Origin of the sequence: Clostridium aciditolerans, assembly GCF_016316925.1 — a bacterium.
Taxonomy (GTDB): Bacteria; Bacillota; Clostridia; order Clostridiales; family Clostridiaceae; genus Clostridium_AM; species Clostridium_AM aciditolerans.
Window position 1 is genome coordinate 1,597 of sequence record NZ_JAEEGB010000054.1, and the last position, 1,333, is coordinate 2,929.

Here is a 1,333-nt window from a genome sequence, read left to right on the forward strand (position 1 = left end):
ATCTGATTCCACGCTGCCAAGAAAAGTCTCTATGGAGGAAGTTGGTGCCCGTACCGCAAACCGACACAGGTAGGTGAGGAGAGAATCCTAAGACCAGCGGAAGAATTGTTGTCAAGGAACTCGGCAAATTGACCCCGTAAGTTAGCGATAAGGGGTGCCTACGCAAGTAGGTCGCAGAGAATAGGCCCAAGCAACTGTTTAGCAAAAACACAGGTCTCTGCTAAAGCGAAAGCTGATGTATAGGGGCTGACGCCTGCCCGGTGCTGGAAGGTTAAGGGGAACACTTAGCGCAAGCGAAGGTGTGAACTTAAGCCCCAGTAAACGGCGGCCGTAACTATAACGGTCCTAAGGTAGCGAAATTCCTTGTCGGGTAAGTTCCGACCCGCACGAATGGCGTAATGACTTGGGCACTGTCTCGACAACAAATCCGGCGAAATTGTAGTGCAAGTGAAGATGCTTGCTACCCGCGATTGGACGGAAAGACCCCGTAGAGCTTTACTGTAGCTTAGCATTGAGTTTCGATATTGTCTGTACAGGATAGGTGGGAGACTGAGAAACAAGGGCGTCAGCCTTTGTGGAGTCATCCTTGGGATACCACCCTGACAGTATTGGGATTCTAACCGGCGGCCATGAATCTGGTCACGGGACATTGTTAGGTGGGCAGTTTGACTGGGGCGGTCGCCTCCTAAAAAGTAACGGAGGCGCCCAAAGGTTCCCTCAGAACGGTTGGAAATCGTTCGTAGAGTGCAAAGGCAGAAGGGAGCCTGACTGCGACACATACAAGTGGAGCAGGGACGAAAGTCGGGCTTAGTGATCCGGTGGTTCCTCGTGGGAGGGCCATCGCTCAACGGATAAAAGCTACCTCGGGGATAACAGGCTGATCTCCCCCAAGAGTCCACATCGACGGGGAGGTTTGGCACCTCGATGTCGGCTCGTCGCATCCTGGGGCTGAAGTAGGTCCCAAGGGTTGGGCTGTTCGCCCATTAAAGCGGCACGCGAGCTGGGTTCAGAACGTCGTGAGACAGTTCGGTCCCTATCCGTCGCGGGCGTAGGAAATTTGAGAGGAGCTGTCCTTAGTACGAGAGGACCGGGATGGACTGACCTCTGGTGCACCAGTTGTTCCGCCAGGAGCACAGCTGGGTAGCTATGTCGGGACGGGATAAACGCTGAAAGCATCTAAGCGTGAAGCCCACCTCAAGATTAGATTTCCCATAGCGTAAGCTAGTAAGACCCCTTGAAGAACACAAGGTTGATAGGTCAGAGGTGTAAGCATGGTAACATGTTCAGCTGACTGATACTAATAGGTCGAGGGCTTGACCAAATAATTTATGAC

General features: G+C 52.7%; 1 rRNA gene (cut by a window edge). It reads left to right on the forward strand.

Features of this window, described 5'->3' with window-relative positions:
• Positions 1 to 1,321: ribosomal RNA gene (locus I6U51_RS24085) — 23S ribosomal RNA — on the forward strand (it extends 1,526 nt beyond the left edge of the window).
• Positions 1,322 to 1,333 lie beyond the last annotated feature (12 nt).